The 8,238-nt window shown below is 52.7% G+C and carries 7 protein-coding genes, 1 tRNA gene and 1 rRNA gene; 1 reads left to right on the forward strand and 8 read right to left on the reverse strand.

Going from position 1 to position 8,238, the window contains the following annotated elements; all coding sequences use genetic code 11:
- Positions 1-174: 174 nt before the first annotated feature.
- From SPI05_RS05150 to SPI05_RS05180, 7 genes are all read right to left on the reverse strand, one after another.
- The gene (locus tag SPI05_RS05150; protein WP_321076727.1) at positions 175-1,698 is read right to left on the reverse strand and encodes a basic amino acid/polyamine antiporter; all 1,524 of its coding nucleotides are present in this window, start codon (positions 1,696-1,698) and stop codon (positions 175-177) included.
- 466 nt (positions 1,699-2,164) lie between these two features.
- Positions 2,165-2,240, reverse strand: a tRNA-Arg gene (locus SPI05_RS05155).
- 35 nt (positions 2,241-2,275) lie between these two features.
- Positions 2,276-3,415: a M20 family metallopeptidase gene (locus tag SPI05_RS05160; RefSeq protein WP_321076728.1), complete on the reverse strand. Its 1,140-nt coding sequence runs from the start codon at positions 3,413-3,415 to the stop codon at positions 2,276-2,278.
- Between the two features lie 108 nt (positions 3,416-3,523).
- Positions 3,524-4,027: an ArgR family transcriptional regulator gene (locus SPI05_RS05165; RefSeq protein WP_321076730.1), complete on the reverse strand. Its 504-nt coding sequence runs from the start codon at positions 4,025-4,027 to the stop codon at positions 3,524-3,526.
- Between the two features lie 155 nt (positions 4,028-4,182).
- Positions 4,183-5,277: a hypothetical protein gene (locus SPI05_RS05170; RefSeq protein ID WP_321076732.1), complete on the reverse strand. Its 1,095-nt coding sequence runs from the start codon at positions 5,275-5,277 to the stop codon at positions 4,183-4,185.
- Entirely contained in the window at positions 5,274-5,879 is a 606-nt protein-coding gene (locus SPI05_RS05175; protein ID WP_321076734.1) for an ABC transporter ATP-binding protein, read from the reverse strand. Before SPI05_RS05175 ends, SPI05_RS05170 begins: the two co-directional genes overlap by 4 nt.
- Entirely contained in the window at positions 5,870-6,682 is an 813-nt protein-coding gene (locus SPI05_RS05180; RefSeq protein ID WP_321076736.1) for a peptidoglycan-binding domain-containing protein, read from the reverse strand. The genes SPI05_RS05175 and SPI05_RS05180 overlap by 10 nt, the downstream gene beginning before the upstream one ends.
- 768 nt (positions 6,683-7,450) lie before the next feature.
- Between SPI05_RS05180 and SPI05_RS05185 the strand changes: the two genes are divergently transcribed.
- Entirely contained in the window at positions 7,451-8,038 is a 588-nt protein-coding gene (locus SPI05_RS05185; RefSeq protein WP_321076738.1) for a hypothetical protein, read from the forward strand.
- 81 nt (positions 8,039-8,119) lie between these two features.
- On the opposite strand, the gene rrf is transcribed toward SPI05_RS05185, so the two are convergent.
- Positions 8,120-8,236 (reverse strand): 5S ribosomal RNA (gene rrf / locus SPI05_RS05190).
- Positions 8,237-8,238 lie beyond the last annotated feature (2 nt).

Raw genomic sequence — 8,238 nt, forward strand, 5'->3', positions numbered from 1 at the left:
TCATAGTCATCAATACAAGTGTACGAACCAAGCCAAAAGAACCCCTTTGATCCTCAGGCTTTGTGAATATGAAGTTATTATTCGTGAGGTATTCTTTGGCGATGGCTCGGGTCAACCAGGTGGTTTTGCCAAACCACCGCCAAAGAACACGCAAGATTCAATTATCTGTGGTCTTTACAGACCGTTCCAGAACATAGCGCTGATGAAGTCACCCTTGAATACGATGACCCAGATAATCAGCAGAATCGTGAAAGCTACGGACACACCCAGGAAAATCTTGTCCTTACCCTGGAAAGCCGGCTGGTCAGGATATTGTTCCTTACGCCCCTTGTAATACAGCGGAGAGCCAATCAACCATAGCAAACCGTTGAGGAACAGCAGCCCGATGCCGCCGGCCCACAGCAACCACACTGTGTAGATAGTCGCGATGATGCCAACGCACATCCGGTAGCCTTTAGACGACTTCACGCCTTCCGCTTCGTTGTTTCCCTTCTTGGTCTGAATGATTTGGTAGACGGCGGAAATGACGTAGCACGGAATAATCAGCGAAGCCGCGATGGTAATCAAGTCGGTGTAGCTCGAGGCAAAGCCCAAAACCATGATGATGTAGACGATGGAAGACACAATGTTTGTCACCCACAGAGAAACTGTCGGGGAACCCTTCCGATTCGTCTTGCCAAAGGCCGCCATGATGTTGTGGTCAGCTGCCGGCACGAACAGAATCTCGGAAGCCAGCATGACCCAGGTCAGCATAGCGCCAGCCACGGAAATCAGCACCGCAATGTTGATGAATCCAGCGCCCCAGGGGCCGACCGCAGCCGCCATCGCACCACCCATGGACGGATCGGCCAGGCCAGCCAACTCGGGCTGCGCCATCAAGCCATAGGACAGGACGTTGACGAATACCAGCAAAGCCAGCACGGTAAGGAAAGCGATAACCGTAGCCTTAGCCACATCGCTGGACTTCTTGGCACGAGTGGAGTACACCGATGCACCTTCGATACCGATGAACACCCAGACCGTAACCAGCATCATGTGGGAGACCTGAGCCATGACCGGGCCGAGCCCGGCTTCTTCGCCTTCGGGACCAACCTGCACCACGTTGCCCCAGAAGTCAGCCGTAAAGAAACCGACCTTGAAAGCCACAGCAGCACAGATGATAAAGACAACAATCGGAATGATCTTAACCGCAGTAACAATCGTGTTCACAAACGCAGCGGTACGAATACCGGCCAAAATCAAGAAGTGGATTAACCACAGGCAGACCAAACCGAAAATCAACCCCGCGATAGAAACGGAATCTCCTTGCATCAAGCCGGAGAATACCGCGAATCCGCCTAGAGCTGACGTGAAAAAGGCAATGTAAGAGAGGTTGCCGGCCCAAGCCGATAACCAGTATGACCAGGCTGACATAAAGCCGCCGAAGTTGCCCAGACCTTCCCGCGCGTAGCCATAAACGCCACCGGTGATGTCTGGACGAGTCGTTGCCAAAGATTGGAACACGAAAGCCAGCATCAGCATGCCGATGCCGGTAATCAACCAACCTATTAACAGCGGCCCCGGTGCCGCGTTGCCAGCCATCTGGCTCGGTATCCCGAAGATACCAGCACCAACCATGGAACCTATACCAAAAGCAATCAACGGGAATAGGGGAAGCTTAACTTCCTCTGTTTCCGCAACAGCATTGTCGTTGCTCATTCTTTACCCTTCTATATGGAGTGAAGTGTGCGGTCTCGAAAACAGCGCTCTCGGGGTATGCGCCCCATCGCCACTGCCCTAAAAACATCTGTTGTTTTTCGCACTAATTCATTGTATTACCAGTTCACACGTAAATCGAGAGAGTTTGGAATTTTAATAATTATACGTTTGCGTTTCTATGTCCCCCCTACGCTTTAGATTTCGTCAATGTATATATTTCCATGGTATATTGAGCAATTTCCGACACGTAAGCTACTCTGGGAGGGCTTGGCAAGCGCCGAGCTCGGGCTGCACAAGGCGGGTGGGTTTTTGTTCACTTCGTCAGACTTTAAGGGGTACTTGAGTCTGTGCCTGGCGAATTTTACCACGGGTTGCACAGTCGTAACTGACATTGACATACACGAACAGACTGAAAAATCAGGAAACAGAAAAACTACGCCGCGCCGAAAGGGTGGAAATCAGTAACTGGCGCGCCCGAAGGGACTCGAACCCCCAACCTTCTGATCCGTAGTCAGATGCTCTATCCATTGAGCTACGAGCGCTTCGTGAACCAGTTTAATACAAGCCTTTCTTGATATCAAAATCCTAAAATGGATAGCCACAAATCCACGGCGACTTCCAGGTTACTGTCCAGGAAGTCATAGGCGGAGGTATGCAAGGGTGGCCAATCTTGCCCATTGCCGATATAGACCATCGCCCCGCTGGCGAGTTTCAAGTAGTGTCCGAAGTCTTCCGAGGCTCGGTAGGGCTTTTCCAGGTACACCACCGGCAGCCCCGCACGCTGCGCGGCGGCGGCAACCAGGTCTATTGCCGCGTCATCGTTGCAAGTCTCAGGAAAAACGTCGCAGTCAGTTATGGACAGCAGCAGGGAGGTCTGTTTCGCCAGGCGGGACGCCTCGTCACAGATTAGGCTCTTTAGCTTGGCTAGGTCGGATTCATTTTCGGCACGCAAGGTCAGATTCAGCTCCCCATGGGAAGCCGAAATACCAAAGTCTTTACGACCGACTTCGATGCTCACCACCGTGGCCAACACGAAACCCTGGAAACTGGAATGCCGATTATCGAGTCTCGCCACGCCCGCCAAATCCATAACGTAGAGAACCAGCTGGGCAATCGTTTCGCTGGGATTCACCCCCGCTTCCGGGTTGCTGGCGTGCGTAGTGATACCTTTAAACTCCAGGCTCAGCCCTTGCGAGGCACACTGCGACACACCCCGTTTCAGAGCCACGCAGCCGCGGGGTATCCCGCTCCAGTTGTGGAAAGCGTAAATCTGGTCGATTGCTTCCCGCTCAATGAGCCGCGAACTGGGGAAACCTCCAGCCCCGGTTTCTTCGGCCGGCTGAAAGATGAGATAAACGTCAGAGGGCACGTCGCGCCCTTCCAGCTCCAAAGCCAGTCCCGCCAGAGCCGAACTGTGCCCATCATGACCGCACTTGTGCGACACCCCAGGATTCTGCGAGGCGTAAGGCAAATCCAAATCTTCTGGAATGGGCAGTGCATCGTAATCTGCGCGGAAACCGATGGAGGGCTGAGCGGGATCCGTTCCCGGAACCTTGACCCAAAACCAACTGCCTTCGTCATGAATGACAAAAGAGGTATTTTCGGCTAAAAAGCCCATCAACCTGCGCTTAGTTTCAACTTCCTGTCCGGAGATTTCGGGGTGAGCATGCAGCTCGTGGCGCAGCTCTGTCACCAGTTTCAAGTTGCTTTTCTGCATCGTTCTAAGGATCCTCTTGTCCGCTAACACGCTCAGTCGCAGTATTAATTGGCGAGCCTCACTGCTAGTTTAGTCAGGATAAGCTGCGATGTTGCGGTTCCGGGAAAGTTATTCCAATCCTGAGATAGAGAGCAGGAGTTCGTGAAGCGCTTGGGCTGATTCTTCGTCACGACAAATAATCAGCAGGGTGTTGTCCCCCGCTATCGTGCCCAGGACTCCATCAAGGTTTTCTTTGTCGATGATGGACGCCAGAGGGGCGGCCGCCGCCGGGTGGGTGCGCAAAATGACTTGATTGCAAACACAGGTTGATTTCGGCAAAAACTGTTTCACCCAATAGTCCAAACTGCCGTTTAGCGGTTTCGCGCCCTCCGCCGCGCCCTCGGTGGGAACCAGGGAATAATGCAGATTGCCGTCACGGTCACGAATCTTTGTGGCTGATAGTTCTTCCAAATCTCGTGAGAGGGTGGCTTGCGTCACATTGAAGCCCAGGACGTTGAGGTGATTCTGTAAAGCCCGTTGAGAGCGGATGACATTTTCTTGCAGCAGCCGGGCTATTACGGCGTGACGGGTTGCCTTTGCAGGCACGACTCGGGACGGAGCGTCATCTGTCATTAGCAAATCAACCTCCAACTAATCATCGGAACTCGCGTATTCTAACCTCTAACCTACACCGAGTTCACGGGGTAATCCAGGGGATTAATCAAACAGGATTTGCCAGCCGTATCCCTCTCCTAACTATGATTTTTCCTAAAAAACACTCAGATTAATCAATGCGCTTTAAAGTAATCAAACAGTCGTGATTCTTTCACATTGGTGAAACCAACCGCGATGCCCAGGACGAAACCGGCACTGCCAGCGAGAAAGACGCGCCCTCCGGCACCAAAACTGATGATGGCGTCCACGGTGCTGACAAAGTTTGTGCAATACCAATCAATGGGTAGCCACACTATGCAGGAAAAACCGAGCAATAATGCGCTTTCGGTGAGCGTCATCAGCAAGAGGGTTCGCCGATCCACCCCACAGTGCAAGTTTGACGACAAAACCAGGCGACGCGAGAACACCCAGGAAAAACCGATGACGAAACCGGCGATGAAAGCCCCCACCATAGCTATCTGTACCGCATTGGTCCACTGCGAATCCGCGCTGAAATACTTTCCCCTACTGGTGTTAAGCTGCAGGGGCGCCGAAACTTTCTCCTCTAAGGAACTGTCCGGCTCCGCGTTGAGAGAAAACAGCAACAAACTCACATCTTGCTGACGTGCCGGCCAAGCCTCAATGTGACACTGGCTAAATGCTGCTTGGCTCACGGCAGGTGAAATTACCGCATAGTCTAGTTCTCGGTTGTTAACCTGATCAGGATAGGTAAAGATTCCCGCGACTCGAATCGCTGGTCCGTTAAGTAACTGGGCAGTGTCTCCAATCTCAACGCCGATGTCCTGAGCCAGAGTGCTGCTCATCCAGACTCCGGAAATATCACGAAACACCGCGGAGGGAGTGCCGAGTTTCAGCACTGTCCAAAAATTTGGGGAGGCTTCAAATGACTTGACGGTGCGGGAGGGCATAGACGCAAAAGCAATGTCTGGCATTGCTCGTAAAGCACCAGAAGCACGGATAGAGCCTAAACCGCGAAGCCTCTCACAACGTTTCGGATCGATTCGGTCCTCGGCACGCAACACATACGTCGAAGCACCAGCTTGGCGAAATTCCTGTCCTTCGCGAGCCACCCAAGAACCGTAGATGCTGATTGATACGGCCCCGAGCCCCACTGTAGCCAGTATGACAACGGCTGCTAGCAACGCCCGGCCAGCGCCGGTTGTAACGTTTAGGAACGCTTCGCGGATAATCTGAACTGGTCGCATCATTCGGCGTAGTCCTTGAGGTTAATCTGACGCTGACAGGTGGCGGCAGTATCCGGGTCGTGAGTAGCGACCACGACTACGGTATTTTTTGAAGCAAGTTCGCTCAGCACTTCGTTAACCGTAGCGGCAGTGTGTGTATCGAGTTGCGCCGTCGGCTCGTCTACCAGCAAAAGCGCTGGTTTCGTTGCGAAAGCGCGAGCCAGCATCAACCGGGTCGCTTGACCTCCAGATAGAGTCTGGTAAGGATAATTAGCCTGTTCGGTTAGGTTGAAACGAGACAGTAGCTGACGCGACTCGGCTTCGGCATTTCGCCGAGTTTCGCCCCGAGCCAAGAATGGCAGGACTACGTGGTCAAGGACGCTGCGCTTGGCTGACCCCAGTGGGTTTTGAAAAACCCACGATATTTTGCCTCCGCCTTCGCGTTGGACGCGACCGTGGGAGGGCGCTACCCAACCAACCAGGATAGAGAGCAAAGTCGATTTACCACATCCAGACGACCCGGTGATGGCGACCATTTCCCCAGGTTCGATAGTGAAACTGAGATTTTCAAACAGGTTTGGGTTATCGCCAAAATGGTGTGCCAGTTCCTCAACGATCAGGCGCATGGTGGCGCGTCCTTTCCGGGTTTGACTCGCACCGATTTGGGCAGTGTGGCTTCGTTTTTTGCGGTTACGGTGGTTTTGCCAAATTCAGAATCGATGATTTGCACGGCGAAAGCTTTTTTACCCGACACCACGCAAGCCTGTTGTCCTTTAATGTTGTACAACGCTGAGGGAGGAACAATTATGGCGCTCAAGGGTGTTTTCAATTGGGTTTGCACGTTGAGGGGACGTTCATCCGGGTTTTGTGACCACACCAGATAATTCGTGGTAGCACTAAAGGCAGTGAGGAACGCGGCGTCCGTGATACTGCCGTCTGCGGGGATATCCACCTCTACGTCCCCGGCAATCGCTACTCGGGCGTCCCCTGGTTCAACTTTCACTTGTAGTTGTGCCAGCACATCGTTGATAGTGGCGACAGAAGTATCTGGATTGAGCGTGGTTCCCAGCTGAGCCGTGCATGTCTTAATGCCGACTTCCGTTCCAGGTAGCCAAATCACCCGGTTTAGTGCCAGCGTGTCGAGTTGTTTGACGCCTGCGGTCTGCCAGAGTTTCTTTACTGCAGCAGTGGTATTGCCTTGCCACGTCCCGGTAACTGCGGCGTGGTACCCCAAACGAGCTAACTCAGTTTGCAGTGCACGGACATCCGAGCCTTTCATTCCCGGTTCTAAGTCGCGCCACAGGGGGACTTCGGTGTGCAGAGCCAAAATGGGAGACTCATCGATGGACAGGAAACTGGTGCCCGATTTAATGACGGCACCAGGCGAACAGGCATACCCAGTCAGTATTCCGGATGCCTGGGTGTGCAAGTCCCCGCTCGCAGATAGAGTGGGTTGAGCCCCCAGTCTGTTGGGCGACAGAAATTGTGTAGCGGGAGTGTCTAGCTCCTTGGCGGTATCGTTTTCTTGGGTTATTCCTGGGGTTTTTATGGGAGAAATTAAAAAGCCTGCAAAAGCGCCCACTGATAAAGCCACGACAGCAACAATCAGTAAAAGTCTCCACGAGGTACTTCCGGTCGTTTCACGTTTTTTCAACTCGGTGCCTCTCTGCAGACGAAAAATGGCAGTTTAAAACAAATTTACAGCATAGCAAACTTATAGTAAACTCACAACAAAGATAACTTCAACGAGGAGGCTACTATGTCTTTATCACCCGTTCTTGCTCTGTCGTCAGCATTCGCTCTCAGCCTAGGTGCACTGGTTGCACCCGGATACGGATCTGAAACTCCCCCCGAGATAACCCCGCTGGCATCATGCACCTATGGTCAAGAAGTTGGATTTATGTCCGTAACGGTTTTCAACGTACATTGCAAATCTGGCACTGTTCATCCTTGGATTGGATACTACTTGAACGACCAAAATCCACATCTGTATAAAAAACACGGTCCATCTGTGTCAACAGGTGAGTCCATGGTCGCAAGACCATCCGGTACAGTGTTCGGAGGTGGCGGGGTCATTGAGTCCTAAACTGAACAGTTTCTGACCATGGTTTCACACACTAGTTTCGTCTCATGCTCAGCGGTATTGCTGGGGGTGGGGTTGCTCACCGGTTGCTCTGGCACGGCTAACAGTGCATATGTGGAAGATTTCCAACACGCCCAGGAAGCGAATTCGAGCGACTATGTGCGCACGGTATTCCAAAACGCTATTAAAACCGGGGAGATTGCTTACTCAGATTACAAAGACTCCCGGCAAAAGTTCCAGTCCTGCCTGGAAGAATCAGGAATCGCTGTTAATGTGACCGCGGATGATTGGGGACTGGGTTTAATCGAGATTGCCTCCGGTGCTGGTGACGAGACAGTCCTTGCTGAGTGCCAGAGCCAGTTTGATGGAATAGGCAATGACTCCATTTCAGTTCTGTACCAAAGGCAAGTATCGAATCCTGATAACGAAAATATGGACGAGCTCATTGCCCAATGCCTGGTGCGAAAAGGTATGGCTCCTGCGGGTTTTGATGCTCAAGATTACCGGGAGTTTATTGAATCTAACTCCGCTAAATGCGCTGATGGAATCTGTACATTACAAGATGGCACTACCTACCCAGCCAACGAGGCTCCCCCCTCAGGTAGGACTGGTAATTACATCCTGCCGGGTGGAGCCCACTTTGATACCCCAGAAGGCAGTCAATGTCGCTTCGCACCCCTGGCTGATGTGCAAGATGAATAGTTGGTGGGTTTCTCTAGTTGGGTGGGTGTTTAAACGGGTTTCGCCCCCCAGGGGTGGGAGGCGAAACGTTTTGAAGTGTTAGTGCGGCGGTTTCCTACTCTCCCACACACCGGCGTGTGCAGTACCATCGGCGCGGGCAGGCTTAGCTTCCGGGTTCGGGATGGGACCGGGCGTTTCCCTGCTGCTATGACCGCCGCCAC

It is taken from the genome of Mobiluncus sp. (assembly GCF_034180645.1).
Lineage (GTDB): Bacteria > Actinomycetota > Actinomycetes > Actinomycetales > Actinomycetaceae > Mobiluncus.